Annotated in this window: 19 protein-coding genes; all 19 read right to left on the bottom strand. The window is 42.7% G+C overall.

Features of this window, described 5'->3' with window-relative positions:
* Positions 1–2: 2 nt before the first annotated feature.
* Positions 3–458, bottom strand: a complete 456-nt coding sequence (locus BM126_RS15580; protein WP_090990375.1) for a YndM family protein — start codon at positions 456–458, stop codon at positions 3–5.
* A 140-nt stretch (positions 459–598) separates the two neighbouring features.
* Positions 599–2,074 carry a lmo1851 family serine protease gene (locus tag BM126_RS15575; protein WP_256213130.1) on the bottom strand — a complete coding sequence of 492 codons (1,476 nt, stop codon included), beginning with the start codon at positions 2,072–2,074 and terminating at the stop codon, positions 599–601.
* 288 nt (positions 2,075–2,362) lie between these two features.
* Positions 2,363–3,067: a purine-nucleoside phosphorylase gene (gene deoD / locus BM126_RS15570; protein WP_071352608.1), complete on the bottom strand. Its 705-nt coding sequence runs from the start codon at positions 3,065–3,067 to the stop codon at positions 2,363–2,365.
* A gap of 306 nt (positions 3,068–3,373) precedes the next feature.
* Complete coding sequence (locus tag BM126_RS15565; protein ID WP_071352607.1) at positions 3,374–3,544, bottom strand: YozD family protein; 171 nt, start codon at positions 3,542–3,544, stop codon at positions 3,374–3,376.
* 142 nt (positions 3,545–3,686) lie between these two features.
* The gene (locus tag BM126_RS15560; RefSeq protein WP_090990374.1) at positions 3,687–4,406 is read right to left on the bottom strand and encodes a hypothetical protein; all 720 of its coding nucleotides are present in this window, start codon (positions 4,404–4,406) and stop codon (positions 3,687–3,689) included.
* 139 nt (positions 4,407–4,545) lie between these two features.
* Positions 4,546–4,770: a YozE family protein gene (locus tag BM126_RS15555; protein ID WP_090990373.1), complete on the bottom strand. Its 225-nt coding sequence runs from the start codon at positions 4,768–4,770 to the stop codon at positions 4,546–4,548.
* A 61-nt stretch (positions 4,771–4,831) separates the two neighbouring features.
* A complete protein-coding gene (locus BM126_RS15550; RefSeq protein ID WP_090990372.1) occupies positions 4,832–5,116 on the bottom strand; it encodes a hypothetical protein in 285 nt (94 codons plus the stop codon).
* 138 nt (positions 5,117–5,254) lie between these two features.
* Complete coding sequence (locus tag BM126_RS15545) at positions 5,255–5,533, bottom strand: YokU family protein (RefSeq protein WP_090990371.1); 279 nt, start codon at positions 5,531–5,533, stop codon at positions 5,255–5,257.
* A 21-nt stretch (positions 5,534–5,554) separates the two neighbouring features.
* Positions 5,555–6,955, bottom strand: coding sequence for a lysine 2,3-aminomutase (gene ablA, locus BM126_RS15540; protein WP_090990370.1), 1,401 nt, complete (start codon positions 6,953–6,955; stop codon positions 5,555–5,557).
* A 174-nt stretch (positions 6,956–7,129) separates the two neighbouring features.
* The gene (locus tag BM126_RS15535) at positions 7,130–8,515 is read right to left on the bottom strand and encodes a sigma-54 interaction domain-containing protein (protein ID WP_090990369.1); all 1,386 of its coding nucleotides are present in this window, start codon (positions 8,513–8,515) and stop codon (positions 7,130–7,132) included.
* Positions 8,516–8,595: 80 nt separating this feature from the next.
* A complete protein-coding gene (gene ablB, locus BM126_RS15530) occupies positions 8,596–9,438 on the bottom strand; it encodes a putative beta-lysine N-acetyltransferase (protein ID WP_090990368.1) in 843 nt (280 codons plus the stop codon).
* A 56-nt stretch (positions 9,439–9,494) separates the two neighbouring features.
* Entirely contained in the window at positions 9,495–10,763 is a 1,269-nt protein-coding gene (locus BM126_RS15525; RefSeq protein ID WP_090990367.1) for a peptidase, read from the bottom strand.
* A gap of 13 nt (positions 10,764–10,776) precedes the next feature.
* On the bottom strand, positions 10,777–11,436 hold the full coding sequence (locus tag BM126_RS15520) for a 3-oxoacid CoA-transferase subunit B (protein ID WP_090990366.1): 660 nt from the start codon (positions 11,434–11,436) through the stop codon (positions 10,777–10,779).
* On the bottom strand, positions 11,415–12,113 hold the full coding sequence (locus tag BM126_RS15515) for a CoA transferase subunit A (RefSeq protein WP_090990365.1): 699 nt from the start codon (positions 12,111–12,113) through the stop codon (positions 11,415–11,417). The genes BM126_RS15520 and BM126_RS15515 overlap by 22 nt, the downstream gene beginning before the upstream one ends.
* A gap of 12 nt (positions 12,114–12,125) precedes the next feature.
* Complete coding sequence (locus BM126_RS15510) at positions 12,126–13,484, bottom strand: aspartate aminotransferase family protein (protein WP_090990364.1); 1,359 nt, start codon at positions 13,482–13,484, stop codon at positions 12,126–12,128.
* Between the two features lie 292 nt (positions 13,485–13,776).
* Positions 13,777–14,325 carry a Ger(x)C family spore germination protein gene (locus tag BM126_RS15505; RefSeq protein WP_141770082.1) on the bottom strand — a complete coding sequence of 183 codons (549 nt, stop codon included), beginning with the start codon at positions 14,323–14,325 and terminating at the stop codon, positions 13,777–13,779.
* Positions 14,326–14,473: 148 nt separating this feature from the next.
* The gene (locus tag BM126_RS15500; RefSeq protein WP_090990362.1) at positions 14,474–14,824 is read right to left on the bottom strand and encodes a hypothetical protein; all 351 of its coding nucleotides are present in this window, start codon (positions 14,822–14,824) and stop codon (positions 14,474–14,476) included.
* A 164-nt stretch (positions 14,825–14,988) separates the two neighbouring features.
* Entirely contained in the window at positions 14,989–15,957 is a 969-nt protein-coding gene (locus BM126_RS15495; protein ID WP_371261462.1) for a S66 family peptidase, read from the bottom strand.
* 124 nt (positions 15,958–16,081) lie between these two features.
* Complete coding sequence (locus BM126_RS15490; RefSeq protein ID WP_090990360.1) at positions 16,082–17,560, bottom strand: NAD(P)/FAD-dependent oxidoreductase; 1,479 nt, start codon at positions 17,558–17,560, stop codon at positions 16,082–16,084.
* Between the last annotated feature and the right edge of the window lie 214 nt (positions 17,561–17,774).

Here is a 17,774-nt window from a genome sequence, read left to right as displayed (position 1 = left end):
CCCTAGTTTTGTTTGTTTTCATTATGATCCTTGAACTCTGGTTCTTCTGCAAATTCTGTCTCATAAGATAATCTCCGGCTATAGAAAGCCTTTTTATCCTGAACATTTCCTGTTCCGCTGCTAAGGCTTAAAATATGCCTGTGTACAAATACCTCTGCACCCAGTACAATGACCGCAGAAATAATACTTCCCCAGGCAATCTGCAAATAATTCTGCAGCACAATGTTCCCGAAAACCCATACGCTTATATATGTGATTAAAAAATCAAAAGCCAGTGCCGCTTTATTCCCGAGTCTCGGCAGAAGGATCAGGTCGCCGAAAATATAGGATACAGTGACCGCAAATAAGCTAAAAGATATGATTTCCAAAAAGGAAGCTTGAAAAAACAAATCCAGTCCGACAGAAAAGGCTATAATGCAAGAGAGGAATTTAATGGCCAAAATTGCTGCATTTTTCACAGGCGTTCACTCCTTTTTCTCTTTAATATGTGTTAGCAGCCTGCCTTTTATACATATAAAAGCCGATTCAGCGCGGGCAGCGCCAAATCGGCTTTTTACTTGATCAAGCGGCTTCGTTTCCGTGAACACCGCTTTCCCGGTTATTTAGATTGAAGTTCTTTTTTTAATACTTCCTCTGCCTTCTTGACTTGAGTGTCATTGGCAAGGATTTTATTGCGCAATATCTCCATTAGCTTTACAGTCGTTTCGCCTGTAATAATGCCTGTTTTCTTTAAAGAATGGTCACCCTGGAACTTCATGACGGCAGATTTGGTTTGTGCATCGAAAAATCCGTCAGCCTTGCCGGGATAGTATCCTTCTGCTTTCAGCATCTCTTGTGCAGACTGCGTTTCAGCAGACGACATAGATTGCTTCAGCACTTTATCAGGAGAGATAAACGGCAGATTCGCATAGCTTGGAAGCGGTACTGCGATATCAGGTTTTATTCCTTTTTTATGAATCCAATTTCCGTTTGGAGTCAGCCATTTAGCAATCGTATATTTGATATTGGATCCGTCACTGAAATCCTGTGAAGTCTGCACAGTACCCTTGCCGAAAGATTTTTCCCCGATAAGTTTTATATCAGCTGCTTCACTTACAGCTCCGGAGACAATTTCGGAGGCGCTTGCGCTTCCTTTATCGATTAGCACCACAACAGGAAGCTTTAACTCGCCATTATTTTGAGATTTAATAATTTCTTTCTTTCCAGCTTTATCTTCTACCTGAACAATTACTTTTCCATCTGGAACGAACATGCTGGCAATTTTCATAGCCTGGTCAAGCAGCCCTCCCGGATTTCCGCGCAAGTCAAGGATAAGACCCTTCATGTTCTTCTTTTTCATTTGGCCAATTGCTGTTTCAAGTTCTTTTGAAGTATTATCGGAAAAGCTTGTCACCTGGATCCTTGCAATTCCCCCTGATAGCATTTCAGGATATACTGTTTCAATCGGGATTGTATCCCGCTCAATACTCACTTGAATAGGGTTGGAATCATCTCCTCTTGAAATCTCGAGGTCTGCCTTTGTCCCTTTTTTACCGCGGATTTTCAATACCGCTTCTGTAGCGCTTAATCCCTGAAGGCTCTTGCCGTTAACACTCAGGATGACATCATTAGGTTTTAGGCCAGCCTTTTCGGCAGGTGACCCTTTAATTGGGGAAACCACCATGATTTTTGAGTTTTGCTCCTGAATCTCTGCCCCAATTCCCTCGAATGAGGAAGAAATGCTTTCATGGAAGCTTTTTGCTTCCTTATCCGTCATATAGTCGGAATAAGGATCGCCTAGTGCTTCCACCATTCCATTTATTGCTCCGTTCACAAGCGTCTTATCATCTGTTTTCTGATAATATTGGCCCTTGAGTGTGTTATAAGCAGAGAATAGCTTATTAAACTCCGGATGGTCTCCCTGCGTCTTTGCCACAATTGGAGCGGCTTTATCGTTGCCGAATGTAAGGGCAATCGTAGTGATTCCTGCCGTTAAAAAAATGAGCAAAAAAATTCCCATAATGAAAGGGAACCTTTTAATTTTAATAAATTTGGGTTCACTATTGTGTTCATGCTGCTTCTTTTCTTCTTCCACTAACCTTCACCACTTTCACCCATCAAAACTGGACTGTTTTATATTCAGGAATTTTATGATTATTTTATCAGGTTTGTCAGCAAACGAAAAATATTAATGTTCAATTTTAAGGAATTATAGAAAAAAGCCGGCATTCTGAAAAAATGATGCCAGGGCTTTCAGGGACATAAAAAATACAGGCAGTCCAGCCAATGGCATATGTCTCAAAATTGGCATATGCCAAATTCATGGTGTGTCATGCCATTGACTTTACTGCCCGATCTCTTTATGGGGGGGTGGCAGGACTGCTTACTCTGCCGCTGCTGCTTCCAATGCAACTTCGATCATTTCATTAAAAGTGGTCTGCCTTTCTTCTGCTGTGGTTTCTTCTCCAGTTAAAATGTGATCGCTGACAGTTAAAACGGAAAGAGCTTTGCGCCCGAATTTGGCAGCAATCGTATAAAGAGCCGTTGTTTCCATTTCAATGGCCAGGATTTGGTATCTTGCAAGCTTCTCTAAGTCAGCGTTATCATTATAGAACTGATCGGCTGTGAATACATTTCCCGCTTTTAGGCGGAGGCCTTTTTTAAGACCTGCATCATAGGCCTTTCTTAGAAGATCGAAATCCGCTGTCGGGGCATAATCAATTCCCCCGAATGCCATCCTGTTCATCTGTGAATCTGTTGATGAGCTCATGGCGAGGATTACATCACGGACCTTGACATCTTTCTGGATGGCTCCGGCTGTACCAACACGGATCAAATTCTGAACATTATAGCTTGAAATTAATTCATTCACATAGATGGAAATAGACGGTACTCCCATGCCTGTTCCCTGTACGGAAACTCTCTTGCCCTTATATGTACCGGTATAGCCAAACATGTTTCTTACTTCATTATATAATTTGGCATCTTCCAAAAAGGTTTCTGCTATGTATTTAGCCCGAAGCGGATCTCCCGGCAATAAGACCGTCTCTGCAATTTCGTTTTCTTTTGCACCAATATGTACACTCATTGTATTGTCCTCCTCATTGTAAAGGATATTCATATATCCTACATTAATATAACACACAGGCGTCTTGAAAGGGAAATAGAACTATATGAATGGGAAGCATCGATAAAAATAATAAATAGCTTAGTTCTGTGCTGCTTAGGATCCGCCTGGTTTCCGGGGTTTAGCATTTCAGCTCCACAAGCGGGCCAGATGTGAGGAGCACAAATAAAAATAACGCCAAATAAATAAAACGGCGGGGGTGTCCGCCGTTTAGCTTCTCGATTCATTTCATTAAAAGGGCAATCCATCTGCCGGCTTTATTGCCGTCTACTCATCAATTTCTTCATCAATGATGCTTTTTTCAAGCAAATAGTCGAATGTAATATCAGCGATGTCTTCTACTTCTTCTGCTGTAGGAATATAGCCCCTTTTCATAAGCTCCCTAAAAAAGAACTCGGCAATTTCTTCCGTATCAATAAATACCTCGATTTCCCGCATATCATCGCCCCCTCAATAAGATGTATGAAAAAAACAAGACAAATATTCCTTGTCTATTCGTGTGAATCTGTAAAATCGGATCTTCATGAAGCCGGATGGCGTATGGTGTCCCATAGTTTTCATTTTAGCCGCCAGCAATTATTCATGAAGAGGATTCCCGGTATTTATTACCATAGTTATATACTTCATGCGCAGCCTTTTGGACTTTGATCATCGCAATATTCATAATCTGTTTAAAATCTTCATCGCCAAACATGTCATACAAGAGCTGATAATCATTATATAAATCGAGAAGCCCATCGATGAAAGCCAGTTTCTCCGATTTCGTGTTTAACGTTTCCTGCTCGCTTGCGCGGGAATCCTTCTTTGTTTTATTGAGATCTACTTTTACCGGTTTTTTCGCTATAGAGTGAAGCAAGCCCAGTTTTTCAATGATGCCGTCAGCCTCTTTTGCATCTGCAATCAGGGTAAGCTCTTCCTCATGGGCCTCAAGCCATTCACCATCCGACACCCTAGAAAGCTCATAGATGACATCTTCCCAGGCATTTTCTTTATACCGCCAAATTTCCGTCCTGAAGCCGATTACCTTAAAATAATCCCGGTCATATCCATCAACCTGAACAAGATCGCCAAAAATAAATTTGTAATCAATGTCAACTTGTTCTTTTTCATAGTGCACTTCGCCTTTATATTCGAAAATATGCTGTAAAGTGCTCTCGATATACAAACCTTCACTATAATTCACTTCATACACATAATTACCGTCGAGATACTTGATATCTGTGATATTGCCGACTGTTCCATACATGATGATCACGACGGTATCGCCTTTCTTGAACTTCGGCTGTTTCCTTTTCCCCATAAGAGACATCCCCTCAGCATAGGTCCTTTAGTTTGATTATTAAATTATATGCAGAAAGAAACAAACAGGTTAAAAAGAAAATCGGCTGGAAATAATCCCAGCCGATAAAAGCATACTGTGCCTTGTGTGACATTAAAAATCAAAGCCCTTTTTCATCTTCTTGGTAAATCTCCCAAGCCTCATCGAAAATCGACATGCTATCAAGATAATGGCCGTTCATTTCAAGATATCTGCTTACTTCATCATAGCTTTTTGATTGTTTGGGAAATCCATGGTCTTCATAAGCCCGATTCGCAAATTTGGTCAATTCATCTATGTCTTTGGGCTGCCTGTATTTCATTAAAAAAGAATAAAAAGCCTTCATCAGAAATCAAATCCTCCTCATTTTCTCCCGGAACCCGCTTTGCCGCTTATTGGACGCTTGCCTAGAAGTATTTAAGCATGGAAATCCACCGCAAGGCAAGCAGGATGATTAACAACCTCATATCCTCCAGCAAGGAAGGATGCTGCCCCTTCAAATATTCCCCATGATGCAGCACCTCTGGGAAATCACTGAAAAAGTCTTTAGAGGATAAGCTTCCTGAAAAAATAAATATTGATACCCCCCTTTTTAAATAGTCGATCACCATGTTAAAACAAAATAAGTCAAATCCCTTTAAAAAATAAGGGATTTGACCTCCTGAAATGTGGTTAATTTTTTTTAATAGCATTAGGTTGATTGGAGCGGCAAGCGAAGCATCCTGCAGTGGAAATCAACCGGACATTTTACAAAGGCGATCCTTTTAAAAATTTTTCAGCGGACTCTGTATCCTGCTGCAGCTTTAATCCCTCGCCAATCTTACCGGTTTTTAGGTAAAGTCAAAATAATTTCTTTTTAGCAGCCTTTCTTTTTTAAGCAGTTCCCCATAGGAGATCACCTTTTCAAGTGTTGAGGTGTTGATTAAGAACAGCTGGTCTTCAATCGTTTTGACGATATCTTCCGTCTGAAAGCTGGCTTTGCAGTCGCTGCAGAGCTTTGAAGGTGTTTCCTTTATTTCAATGGCTTTTGTGCCATCCGGCAGCTCCCAGTATACCGACTCCTTATGATCTGTGAGCACTCCATCACCGCACCAGGGACAAAGTTCCATGTCAATCACCGCCTTCTGTTTTCAGCTCTTTGGGCTGTGGCTGATTTTTTGCTGTGCCTGATATTTTTTTTCTTTTAACGTATCCCGTTTTTCACGCTGATCCTTTAAAGTGGTATGAACGGGATCAGATGTGTAATCCTTCCTTCTATCCATTCGTTTTAATCCTTCAGGAACAAGGTTGAATTGCTTATCATTCATTAAGCCTGCAATTCCTGAGTCTGAGCTTTTTTGCATATAATCCGGGTAAACACCTGCAAAATAGCCATCAGCCATGCCAGGAGTGTAATTCTCCGTTTCCGGATAGGTAGTAATTACACCTTCGAAGTTCCGCAGCACGGTTTTTGACGGTGATTGTGAAATAATATAATTTGGCTGCAGTGAGATCTTGCCTCCGCCACCTGGTGCATCAACAACGAAGGTAGGCACAGCATAACCGGACGTATGTCCCCTCAATCCCTCGATAATTTCCAGTCCCTTTGAAATCGGGGCCCTAAAATGTCCGATGCCTTCAGATAAATCACATTGGTAAATATAATAGGGCCTTACCCTTATTTTTACTAAATCATGGACTAGTTTTTTCATAATCGGCACACTGTCATTAATGCCGGCAAGTATCACAGACTGGTTCCCTACCGGCACTCCAGCGTCAGCAAGCATCTCACAGGCTTTTTTAGATTCCTCTGTAATTTCTATAGAGGTATTAAAATGGGTATTCAGCCAGACAGGATGATATTTTTTCAGGATACTGCACAGATTTTCTGTAATGCGCTGCGGGAATACAACAGGCGCCCTTGTGCCTATGCGGATGATTTCAACATGGGGGATTTCCCTCAGATTTTTCAGAATATATTCCAATATGGTGTCATTGATCAGCAGCCCGTCTCCGCCGGAAATAAGGACATCCCTTACAGCAGGTGTTTCACGGATATAGTGAATCGCAGCATCCAGCTGCTTTTTGGGAACACCCATGCCAATTTGTCCGGAAAACCTTCTTCTTGTACAGTATCTGCAATACATGGAGCATTGATTTGTCACCAAAAATAGGACACGGTCCGGATATCTGTGTGTCAGGCCCGGAACCGGTGAATCTTCATCTTCATGAAGAGGGTCCTCCATATCATATTTTGTCTTATGCAATTCCTTAGAAATGGGCACAGACTGCATCCTGATCGGACAGCGCGGGTCATACTGATTCATCAGGGACGCATAATAAGGAGTGATATTCAAAGGTATCGTCTTCGTAGAGATCCGCACACCTTCTTCTTCGTCTTCTGTTAAATGAATGACCTTTTTCAAATCATCCAGGGTCCTGATTGTATTCGTCAATTGCCATATCCAATTGTTCCATTGCTCATCACTAACGTCTTTCCATAATTCAATATCCTTCCAGTGGCGATCTGGTTTAAATAAATCGTAATGCATACTATTTCCTCCCCCAAAAACTTGATACTTATATTTAATGCAAGAATCGTGCCAAAATAGACAGTTACCTCTCATTACCATAAATATTTCATCTGGTTTTCAGGGGTGCTGGATTTGCTCTGGCTTCTATTTACTGCAAAAAAATCCTGTACAAGCGCAACAGGATTTTTTTTGCTATTTCTTCCCCTTTTGAATCTTGTATTGAAGAGTCTGTCTGGGAATGTCAAGCAGTCTTGACGCCTTAAGGATATTGCCTTCTGAAGCTGCAAGAGCCTTTTCAATCAGTTGTGACTCCGTTCGCCTCACTGCCTCACGTAAAGGCAGGAACTCCGGAAGTTTTGGCGTTTCCCGAGGAACTGACTGTAAAAATACCGGAAGATCACTGCTTTGCAGCTGCTGTGTTTCGGTTTGGTTGATCATGAACTCAATCGTATGCTTGAGCTCTCTGACATTTCCAGGCCATTGATAGTCAATAAAGGTTTTTCTGACAGCTTGGGTTAAATCGGTAACATTGCGGCTGAATTTTTCATTAAAATGATTCATAAAGTGACAGGAAAGCATCAAAATATCGTCTTTTCGCTCACGGAGCGGGGGCAGCTCATAGCTCATTACGTTCAGGCGGTAATATAAATCGCCCCGCAGGAGGTTTTCTTTTACCGCCTCAGAAGGGGGAATATTCATTGCCGCCATCACCCTTACATCCGTTTTGATGCTCTTGCTCCCCCCGATTCTCCGTACCATGCCGTCTTCCAGCACCCTCAAAAGTTTGGCCTGCAGGGCCACAGGCATGGATTGAAGTTCATCCAGAAAAAGTGTCCCGCCGGTTGCAAGCTCGAATAATCCCCCGCGTTCCACAGCGCCGGTATAGCTGCCTTTGGCAGTGCCAAACAGGAGGCTTTCAAGCAGCGCTTCAGGGAGAGCGGCACAGTTTTGGGCAATAAATGGGCCATTCCTTCTTTTTGACTCATTATGGATGCTCTGTACAAAAAGTTCCTTGCCTGTGCCGCTTTCTCCATAAATAAGCACAGGTGAATCGGCTAGCGCGGCTTTTTTGGCCTGCTCGATTTTTTTTCTGAACTCAATGTTTTCTGTAAGAATATCTTTAAAAGTGAAGAATGCCCCGCTTGTTCCTGTCTTTACTGCCGGTTTTGTCTTTAGTGTATGCTCCAAATCCAGAAGCCGCTCAGAAAGGACTTTCAGCTTGGAGAAATCCTTCGCAATTTCAACAGCACCGATAAGCTCCTCGCCGACCTTTATAGGAAGGGTAGTGTTCATTGTTTCTATTTTCCTTCCATGCAGGTTCAGGTAAGTCTGGCTTTTGTGAATAATGGGCTCTCCTGTCTGCAAAACCTGAAGCAGGGTCGATGAGTGCCTTGTCAGGGAGGGGAAAACCGACAATAAAGGCTTCCCCAAAACCTCATTCGCCTTCATTCCATCATGGTTTGCTGCCACTTCGTTATAAAATATCGTCCGCCCGTCTGTGCCGACAACATGTATTCCTTCGTCTATGCTCTTTAATATAGCTTCCAGTACTTCATTCGTATTAAATTCCCCCTGCATGCATGGCCTCCTATCTCTCTTTTTACTAATATATGAGATGATGCCGGAAACTTGCCAAATACATGCCGGATTTTTGGCAGCTATGCTAAATTCTTTACCCAAACATTCATATCTTCCAGCTTGTCAAAAATATAACAGTTGTTGGCCATTCTTCCTTTATATGTATAATCAAGCTGGTGAAAGGCCGCATTCATGCCAAAAGAAAGAGAACGCGCTATTGAATACACACAAAAAGTCCCGTTTTCAAAAAGATGCTCTTCAAGCCTTGAAAGCAATATTTTCATCAGTCCAAATTGCCGATGATCCGGCAGGGTTGCGCAATCTGTCAATTCTGCATTATGGTAAACAGCGCTGCATTCTGCAGAAGCAGCACTGACAATCTTTCCGCCAAATGTACAAATAAAAAAAACCGTGTCCTTGCCCATGCACTTTTTAATATATTCCGGGTCATTCATAGGGACAGGATATATTTCGAAAACAGCGGAATAAAGGGCAGCCAAATCATCAGCATCCTCCAAGACGGCTCTTCTTGCACCATAGCCAACTGGAAGACTGCCGATTTCAGGCTTCCTTTTAAGCTTTGTTACTTCTTCCAGTATAAGATCCTCCTTTGTCCAGAATGCGCTGTTTCTTCTATGTTCGGTAAAGTACTTGGAAAACAGATAACAGTCACTGCCAAGAAAGTATCCCGGTATACACGCTTCCAGTACGAAGCCCTTTTCCAGCAGGTGCACAGTCTGTTCCTTCCTTGCTTTAAATATAAGTTTTTCTGCATTCATTTCACGGGCTATCCTGATGGACTCCCCGGAAATTGCCGCTACCTGGCCCAGGCAGTCATCTGTTCTTGCTCTTTTGTTAAAAGCATCTAATGTAATGGAAAGGGAGAATCCCGGTTTCATTATCGTTTTTTCTTCCGGCTGCATCGACAAATCACTCCTTTTCCGTTTTTGAATTGCCGCTTTCCCATCGCTTTACAGGATTAATCAGATTTTATTCCGCACCAGTTAATGATCGTAAGCGCAATAACTTCAGCCGCCTGTATCATTTTTTCTACCTCAATATATTCATTCGCTTCATGGGCGCACTCCGTAACTCCGGGACCAAAAACAATGACAGGTGTTTCTCCCACATCGGAAAGATACCCTCCATCAGTTCCCCACGGCGAAGCCTCTAATACAGGTTCAGAGCCCAAGGCATCCCTGTATTCATCCGATATCGCCTGCAGCAGAGGATGTTCAAGATCCAAGTTACCTGGTAGCCACCTTGCCCCGAACCATTCCAATTCCACTGGCTTATTTTGAAACCATTCATGGTTTGCATTGATTTCAGAAACAAAAAGCTCAAGAGCCTGTTCAGCGCTTTCAACCGTTTCCCAGGGAGAAATTCCAAATCTTCCTTCAATCACTGCTTTATCAGGGACGGACGAAGGCCATTCACCGGCAGAAATTTTTCCGATATTTATTGGTATAGGGATAGGTATATTTTCGTACAGGCGGCTTTTAATATTTGCATTCCTCTTCTCTTCCAGCCTTTTAATCTCCGCCAGCACCTCTGAAGCTAAATCTATGGCGTTCACTCCCTCGTACCTTGTCCCGCCATGTGCCGATTTACCTTTGATGGTCAGCCTGAACCACATGGATCCCTGCTGCAGCGGAAATATCTTCATATTGGTCGGCTCTGGGATGATTGCCCCGTCCGCCTTATAACCTCTGAGCACAGCAGCAAGAGTTCCTGCTCCGCCGCTCTCTTCTTCAATTACACTTTGAAAAATCACGTCGCCTTTAAGAGGAATATTGAGAGCCGCCAATGCTTCAAGAGCCATAAGCAATGAAACCGTTCCTCCCTTCATATCTGATGCTCCCCTGCCATATATCCTTCCTTCATGAAAGGTGCCGCTGTAGGGATCATCGTCCCAGTCTTCTGCATTTCCTTCAGGAACTACATCAATATGGCCATTCAAGATCAGGGATCTGCCGCCTCCGCTTCCTTTTTTTACGGCTATTAAATTCGGATTCTCACTAAAATCTGTCCGGTCACAATAAAAGCGCGGATGATTTCTAAGCGTTTCATCCCCAATTTCCCATAAATCAATTTCAAGCCCCAATTCCCGGCACTTTTCCACGATGATTGCCTGCGCCTTTCCTTCATTCCCTCTCTTGCTTGGCTCCTGGATGAGCCTTTGAAGAAGCTTAATGGCATTTTTTTCACTGCCGCTCAGCCACCTGCTGATTTCTTTTTGGTATGTCATCAGGCATCCTCCTCTAAATGATCTTTAGTTTTGATGAAACCGTAAATTTGGCTGATGTTTTTTGAACAACATCCGAGACGGAAAATGGCCTGAACAGATCACTTAAAACCAGACCTGCTTCACTTACAGAGAAAACACCCATTTCAGTGATAACCATATGTACGCAGCGCTTTGATGTAAGCGGAAGGGTGCAGGTTTCTACAAGTTTGGGAGCTCCCCATTTATCGGTATGGTTCATTAATACAATGACCTTCTTGGCTTTTGAGGCAAGCTCCATTGCCCCGCCCATGCCAGGCACCTTTTTTCCAGGAACGATCCAATTTGCAAGATCACCATTTTCACTCACTTGAAGGGCTCCGAGTACAGTCACGTCAACTTTCCCCCTCCTGATCATTCCAAAAGCTACTGTACTGTCAAAATAAGAAGCACCATTTCTCACAGATACCGGAAAACCGCCAGCATTGCATAGATGAGGATCTTCTTCACCATTTTTTGGCGTCTGGCCCATTCCTGCAATGCCATTTTCAGCATGAAACATGACTGTGTGATTTTCGGGAAGAAAATCAGGGACCAAGGATGGTATGCCGATTCCTAAGTTTACAAGCATTCCATTTTTAATTTCTTCTGCTGCCCTTTTTGCAAGCTTTTTTCTTATATCTTCTCCCAGGCCCATTTCCAGGTAACCCCCTTGCTCTCAATGATATGGTCAATAAAAACACCTGGTGAAACAATTTCTTCCGGATCCAGGGAGCCCAGCGGAACGATTTCACGGACCTCGGCAATTGTCCTGCTTCCTGCCATTGCAACCAGGGGGTTGTTGTTGCGCGCGCTTTTATCATAAACAAGGTTTCCATAGGGATCTGATTTCTCCGCATACACAATGGCCACATCAGCGGTTATGGCGGGTTCGACTAAATATCTTTTACTGTCCACGGTGACCACACCTTTATCTCTTTTTACAAAATCATCTTCAAGCCCGATATCCGTTAATATCCCTCCCAGGCCCATGCCTCCTGCCCGTATTCTTTCAGCAAGTGTCCCTTGAGGGGAAAATTCAATCTCCATTTCTCCTGAAGTCATAAATCCCCCTGCATTCGGGTTGGAGCCGATATGGGAAACAATCATTTTTTTTACCCTTCTGGCCGTAACGGCCCGGCCGATTCCAATATCGGGGAAGCCAGCATCATTTCCTATGACAGTCAGGTTTTTCACTCCGCTTTGGAGGATTAAATCTATCAGTCCAGGAGGGGTTCCAACTCCGCCGAATCCTCCGAATAAAATGGTCATTCCATCCTTGAAAACATGTTTTATATCTTCCATGCTGCATATTTTGCTATAAAAATTACTCATTTTTACACCCCCTTAATTGGATTCCATGAATCCCGGCAATGCCGCTTTCGTAAAATCGGAATATGTCAGATCCAGCCTGAAAAGCAGGTCATTCATCTCTGCTTCAGTGATGGTTAACGGAGGTGCAATCATGACGGCAGATCCTGTTACTCCATCATGGCCGGATGCGGCAGGGTAAAGAAGCAAACCGTTTTTCTGTGCCAGGGAAATAAATGTATTCGTTACTTCTGCAGAACGGAGGAACGGTTCTTTCGTTTGCTTGTTCTTTACAAATTCTATCCCTAAGAGCAGGCCTTTTCCCCTGACATCTCCAATAAAGGAATGATTCTCAGCCGTTTTCTCTAGTGCCTTTTTTAAAAAAATCCCTGAAGCTGCTGCTTTTGAAGCTACATCATGTTTTTCAACATATTCGAGCACCGCCAATGAGACGGCGCAGGATTGGGGATTTGCACTGAATGTATGTCCGCCCATAATGGATTTAGAACCCTGTAAAATCGGCTGTATCACATGATCGGCCATCACCGCAGCTGCAATCGGGGTGTATCCGCCGCTCATCCCTTTTCCGAAGACCATGATATCCGGACAGGCATCCCAGTGGTCACAGGCCAGTGTCTTTCCAGTCCTACCAAACCCTGTCATCACTTCGTCGGCAATAAATAAAATGTTATATTTGCTGCAAATCTTTTTTATTTCCTGAAAATATCCTTCTGGCGGAGAAATCGCCCCGCCAGCTGCACCGATAACGGGCTCAGCAATGAACGCTGCAACATGATCCTCTCCTATTCTTCTAATAGATGACTCCAGTTCTTTTGCACAGGCCATCCCGCATGTTAAGGCTTCCATTCCGAGCGGGCATCTGTAGCAATATGGAGGAGGCACAGAGGGAAAGGACTCCAGATATTCTGTAAATCGCTCACGGCGCTGCTGATATCCTGACATGGATAAAGCCCCCATCGTTATGCCATGATAGCTCATCCAGCGCGATATAATTCTGCTCTTTTGCGGTTTCCCTTTTTCCTGCCAGTGCTGAATAGCGATTTTCATGGCTGTTTCAGTTGCCTCCGAACCGCTGTTGACAAAAAAACTCCAGGGCATTTTCCCATCCGTCATATCAGATATTTTCGCTGCAAGATTTTCGGCTGCATCACTTGTAAATTGCGAGCGGTATACAAACGATACTTTTTTCGCCTGCTCTGCCATGGCTTCCGCTATTTCTTCGACTCCGTGGCCGATATTTGCCGTCACCGCCCCGGATGAAGCATCCAAATAATCTTTTCCTTCATGGTCATACAAATACACGCCTTTTCCATGGCTGATTGTCGGATAGCCGGCATCTAGCACCGGCTTTATCAATGAAGAATGCTGTTTCACCTGGCCCACTCCTTTACTCTCTTAAAAAACATACCTATAGTGAATTGTATGTGGGTGCTTCGGCAATCTTTCACAGGAAATAAATGAAAGAAAGCTTTTTCCTGCTTACATAAAGGGCCATCATTTTTTTATGAATCTATAAAAAATAGGAGGTGTCCGCAATGGCCCTCCCTGCTGCAATTCTATTTTATTGATTAACTGTTAGTTATCCCATTTGATTCCAGGGAAGTCCATACGCAATAGATTTGTATTTTTTAAGGTGACTCCCTATAAGCTTCATAAAAAGTTGTTATCAATTGATGATTCCATGCTGAATGATGTTCACCTTAATATCGGGGGTTATTTTTACATTGGGATAATCTTTGTCCCAATTCAGGCCGCTCCATGCATCAAAATGGAAAGCGTGAAGCTTCTGGCCAATCCCCTGCTTTAAATTTAAAGCATCCAGGGCCCTGCCATTGATCACTGCCACTAATGCATTCAGAGAGCCTTTCGGATCGCGATAAATGACATCCATGCTATTGTATATATTTTCCTTCGCCAATGCAGCACCATAAAGGAAGACCTTGACCTTTGAAGCATTGTAAGCCTGCACCACTATCCGGTCCAAAGCAAGCCTCGCATCTCTTGGGGAATAGTTTATTGCCGAATTAATATTGCTTTTGGGCTGTATGGAAGATAAATCCAATACCCTTACACAAGCTAACAGCAAGACCAGGAACTCTGAAGTAATGTGACGGAAACAACAGTATGCGAAAAAAGCCCCTGCTGCCCCTATAAAGTACATTTCCTTTTGCGGGCAGCAGGGGACCAGATATTTTCGTGAATCATGCTGATACATATTAACTATACAAAGTTAAAGAAAAAGAAAAGCAGCCCGCACTGCGGACTGCTTCTCCAATTATTATAATCATATGGAAATAAGGATGCGGCAATAATCATTGCACTATCTCTTATCCTGCTTTTTTACATAAATTGTATCAGTGCGCTTAATGCGACAAGGCAGGTTCGGCATTAGCTTCTTTTATGCCTGCCAGGAAATCTGCATCTTTTAGGATAGCAAGGGTATCTCTGTAAAATGCCTCTTTATCTATTACTTGTGTGTGGACATATTCGTATTTTTTTAATGATGAGTGGCGCAATACATTTTGGACACAAGGAATGCAAACACTTTTAGTGCCCAGTTTAAAATATTGATTGCCGTTCTCGCCATTTTCAATATGTGAAAGAGCTGCCGAGGTATCCTGGCCGCATACAAAACATGTATGGCTTACCCTTCCCTTTTTCTTATATGAATCAAGTACTCCTGTTAAACGGATTGAAGCTGGTATTCTTAACAACACGTAATCACCTTTTCTAATTATTCTCTTCTATTAGTATATCAAAAAAATAATTATAATGTACAATAAGCCAAGTAATGGTTCAATTTCATATATTCTGAATTTTCTTATCAGATACTTTCTAACAGTCCGCGCTGCTATCCGGCTCCTGTAAACCCATTGATTTAATGAGAGGAAATTTTTATCGCCGCATTATTATTAATCCGCATTGAGCACCTGGCTCCAATTGGTATTGTTGCAAATGGATGCACATGGCCAAAGTTGGCATTTGAAATGACAGGCAGTCTCTGCAATTCTTTTTTGCTTTCTATAATTTTATGAAGCGCATAATCAGTCATGCCGGATTCTTTTTGAAAGCGTCCAATCACAAGCCCTTTCAAGCCGGATGATCCATGATGCTGCAAAAGAGACTGCAGCCCCCGGTCAAAAGCGGGCGGGTGCATTTCTTCGTTTTCTTCCAGAAATAAAATACTATTTGAAAGAGAAGGCATGTATTCTGTTCCCTGCAGGGAGTTTATTCCACTTAAGCTTCCGGCGATAATCACACCCTCGCCTTCTCCTGCGCACATTGCATTATACCCGGGATTTTCATGCATTTCCCTTTGTTCGTCTTCTAAAATCCAGGATTCATTATTCCACATGCCACTTGGTTCAAGTTCAAATTCTTCTTGGCTCATAATAGCTTTCGAGAAATGCTTCACTGTATAGTCAAAATAAGATTTCATGCCGAACGATGAAAAATCCGGACCAGAATAAGTGATCATCCCAGTCTTCTTGTAAATAGCCAAGCTCAGCGCTGTGGTATCTCCATAACCGCAGAATACTTTAGGATTGCTTCTTATAAGGTCAAAGTCGAGATATCCCAGCAGCTGATTCGCATTATAGCCGCCAGCTGCAGATATGATTCCTTTTACATTAGGATCTTTGAAGGCTTCATGCAAATCTGCTATCCTATCTTTAATGGAATTCGAGAAAAATTCATCATGGTGAAAGGAATTCTCCCCAAATGTTACGGCAAATCCCATTTTACTTAATCTTTCTTCAGCAATTCTCCGCTGTTCGCCTTTAATAATGGCAAGACTCCTGGAGGGAGCTATAATCCTGATTTCATCTCCGGCCTTTAATTTAGTCATTGCAATCTCCCTTACCCCTCTTAATAGCTTTTCATATATAGCTGCATTATTTTAACAGAACAGCACTGCAAAATAAAGAGGATGGAGATAGTCCCACCCTCTTGTCCATCTATTATTCCTGCTATCAGGAATGGCTCAGCACCGTGTCTCTATGGCTTTTTTTACTTTGTGATGTTTCGATAATGTCCCTTGCTATCCAGACACCGCATGCACTTGCCTGGGCAAGTCCCCTTGTTATCCCTGCACCATCACCGCCAACATACAATCCGGAAATTTCTGTTTCGAAACGATCATTTAATTTTGGACGTGCAGAATAAAATTTCGCTTCCACTCCATAAAACAGGGTATGTTCAGATGCAAGTCCCGGAGATACTTTATTTAATGCTTCAGTCATTTCAATAAGGCTCTTCATCGTATTATAAGGCAAAACAAGCCCTAGATCGCCAGGTACCGCTTCTTTTAATGTCGGCTCAAGAAAACCTTCCTTAATTCTCTTTGCAGTAGACCGCCTGCCTTTAAGGATGTCTCCATACTTTTGGACAATCAGACCTCCGCTCGAAAGCGCATTTGCCAGACGTGAAACTTCATGTGCATATTCATTTGGCTTATCGAAGGGTTCAGCAAAAGTATGTGATACAAGAAGTGCAAAATTCGTATTTCTGCTGCCGAGCTTCGGATCTTTGTATGCATGGCCATTGGCAAGCATGATTCCTGAATGATTTTCCACAACCACATGCCCAGACGGATTGCTGCAGAAGGTCCTGACTGTAGTGCCTACAGATGTGTTAAAAATGAACTTTCCTTCATAAAGGTTTTCATTGATTTCTTCCATGACAATATCGGACGTCTCTACGCGGACACCGATATCAACCTGGTTGTTAATCATTTTAAGACGCCTTTTTTTCAGCATCTTGCTCAGCCATGTCGACCCATCACGGCCAGGAGTGATGACGACCTTTTCTGCGGTAATGCTTTCTCCTGACTTAAGCTGTATGCCTGTCACAAAATGGTTTCCTTCGCTGTTCTTTTCTGTGATCAAATCTTCAACTTCCGTTTTAAACACCATTTCAATTTTTTCATTTAAGTATTCGTATATGCTCTGCATGATTTTCAAGTTTTGCTCTGTACCCAGATGCCTTACCTGTGCGCGAAGGAGCTTCAATCCTGCAGCATATCCCCGCTTTTCAATGTCTTTTACCTTATCTGTAAGCGGATCGGTAATAGTATGTGTGGCTCCATGGCTTAAGTTGATTTCATCAACATATTTTATTAAATTGACGACCTCTGAATCTGGCAAATAATCTGTCATCCAGCCGCCAAATTCGCTTGTGATGTTAAATTTACCGTCAGAATAAGCACCGGCACCGCCAAAACCATTCGTGATCGAACATGCTGGCAGGCACCCTGCAAATTCCTTTCTTCCAATTGCAGGCGGGCATTTCTCAATTTTATGCTCAAGTATCGGGCAATTTCTTCTATATATATTATGGCCCTTATCTATCAGCAAAATATTTGCTTCGGGCATTTTCAATGTTAGCTCATAGCAGGTGAAAATCCCTGCAGGACCTGCTCCTACCACGATTACATCATAATTGGTTTTCATTTATAAATTCCTCCCAGGAGAAAATGATCAGATATCCCGCTTTCACGGGCAGTAAGGTCTCCGCTTCATACTTAAAAATAAACGAAGAAGTCTAAGCGGGTGGTTAATGGCCGTAAAGCCTAATTCGTTCAACTAATCATCAGTGGCTAAAGACCCAACTGATGGATGATTGTTTTATCCCTCGGTTAATATAACAAAATACGCCAATGAGGTC

This window comes from Bacillus sp. OV322, assembly GCF_900112495.1.
GTDB lineage: Bacteria > Bacillota > Bacilli > Bacillales > DSM-1321 > Peribacillus.
This window is presented reverse-complemented; position numbering and strand designations above follow the sequence as displayed.

Excerpts from the sequence above, each read along its gene's own strand:
- BM126_RS15565 (WP_071352607.1), bottom strand. The coding sequence starts at position 3,544 with ATGCGGGAAATCGAGGTATTTATTGATACGGAAGAAATTGCCGAGTTC.
- BM126_RS15495 (WP_371261462.1), bottom strand. The coding sequence starts at position 15,957 with ATGACTAAATTAAAGGCCGGAGATGAAATCAGGATTATAGCTCCCTCC.
- BM126_RS15505 (WP_141770082.1), bottom strand. The coding sequence starts at position 14,325 with ATGTATCAGCATGATTCACGAAAATATCTGGTCCCCTGCTGCCCGCAA.
- BM126_RS15525 (WP_090990367.1), bottom strand. The coding sequence starts at position 10,763 with ATGACATACCAAAAAGAAATCAGCAGGTGGCTGAGCGGCAGTGAAAAA.
- BM126_RS15520 (WP_090990366.1), bottom strand. The coding sequence starts at position 11,436 with ATGGGCCTGGGAGAAGATATAAGAAAAAAGCTTGCAAAAAGGGCAGCA.
- BM126_RS15545 (WP_090990371.1), bottom strand. The coding sequence starts at position 5,533 with ATGGAACTTTGTCCCTGGTGCGGTGATGGAGTGCTCACAGATCATAAG.
- BM126_RS15515 (WP_090990365.1), bottom strand. The coding sequence starts at position 12,113 with ATGAGTAATTTTTATAGCAAAATATGCAGCATGGAAGATATAAAACAT.
- BM126_RS15490 (WP_090990360.1), bottom strand. The coding sequence starts at position 17,560 with ATGAAAACCAATTATGATGTAATCGTGGTAGGAGCAGGTCCTGCAGGG.
- BM126_RS15555 (WP_090990373.1), bottom strand. The coding sequence starts at position 4,770 with ATGAAGGCTTTTTATTCTTTTTTAATGAAATACAGGCAGCCCAAAGAC.
- ablB (WP_090990368.1), bottom strand. The coding sequence starts at position 9,438 with ATGCAGCCGGAAGAAAAAACGATAATGAAACCGGGATTCTCCCTTTCC.
- BM126_RS15535 (WP_090990369.1), bottom strand. The coding sequence starts at position 8,515 with ATGCAGGGGGAATTTAATACGAATGAAGTACTGGAAGCTATATTAAAG.
- deoD (WP_071352608.1), bottom strand. The coding sequence starts at position 3,067 with ATGAGTGTACATATTGGTGCAAAAGAAAACGAAATTGCAGAGACGGTC.
- ablA (WP_090990370.1), bottom strand. The coding sequence starts at position 6,955 with ATGCATTACGATTTATTTAAACCAGATCGCCACTGGAAGGATATTGAA.
- BM126_RS15560 (WP_090990374.1), bottom strand. The coding sequence starts at position 4,406 with ATGGGGAAAAGGAAACAGCCGAAGTTCAAGAAAGGCGATACCGTCGTG.
- BM126_RS15550 (WP_090990372.1), bottom strand. The coding sequence starts at position 5,116 with ATGCTATTAAAAAAAATTAACCACATTTCAGGAGGTCAAATCCCTTAT.